Below are 737 nucleotides of genomic sequence, written 5' to 3' on the forward strand. Positions count from 1 at the left end.
CTCCGCCGTGCAACGGCTCGCCTAGCCGAAAGCCCGCACCGTCCGGGCGCCCGAGCGTGCACAATGCATCGGAGGCGATATCCTCGGTGATCAGCGGCTTGCCCAGGAACACCCGCTTGGTGATGTCTCCTAGCGAGAGCGGGATGCGCAGCTTGCCGGTCGAACTGGTCACTAGCACCGTCCTTACCCAGGGAACAAACGCCTCCGATGCATTGTGCACGCTCGGGCGCCCGGACGGTGCGGGCTTTCGGCTAGGCGAGCCGTTGCACGGCGGAGGCGATCCGGTCGTCGCTGGCGGTCAGCGCAACCCGCACGTGCTGGGCACCGCGCGGCCCGTAGAAATCACCCGGCGCCACCAGGATGCCGCGCTGCGCCAGCCAGGCGACGCTGTCGTGGCATGGCTCACCGCGCGTGGCCCACAGATAGAGGCCGGCTTCGGAATGGTCGATGGCGAAGCCGGCCGAACGCAGCGCGGGCAGCAGGGCCGCGCGGCGCCGTTCGTAGCGCGCCCGCTGAGCCAGCTCGTGGGCGTCGTCGTCCAGGGCGGCAACCATGGCCGCCTGCACCGGCGTCGGCACCATCATCCCGGCGTGCTTGCGGACGGCCAACAGCTCCGCGATCAGCTCGGGGTCCCCGGCGACGAACGCGGCCCGGTACCCGGCCAGCGACGAGCTCTTCGACAAAGAATGGATCGCGATCAGGCCGGTGTGGTCGCCGTCGCACACCGAGGGGTGCAG

At 70.3% G+C, this 737-nt stretch carries 1 protein-coding gene; it reads right to left on the reverse strand.

The features are described from left to right. Positions 1-251 precede the first annotated feature (251 nt). On the reverse strand, positions 252-737 hold a 486-nt coding region (locus A5652_RS19330), incomplete at its 5' end, for an aminotransferase class I/II-fold pyridoxal phosphate-dependent enzyme (RefSeq protein ID WP_156745432.1).

Origin of the sequence: Mycobacterium sp. 1165178.9 (assembly GCF_001673555.1) — a bacterium.
Taxonomy (GTDB): domain Bacteria; phylum Actinomycetota; class Actinomycetes; order Mycobacteriales; family Mycobacteriaceae; genus Mycobacterium.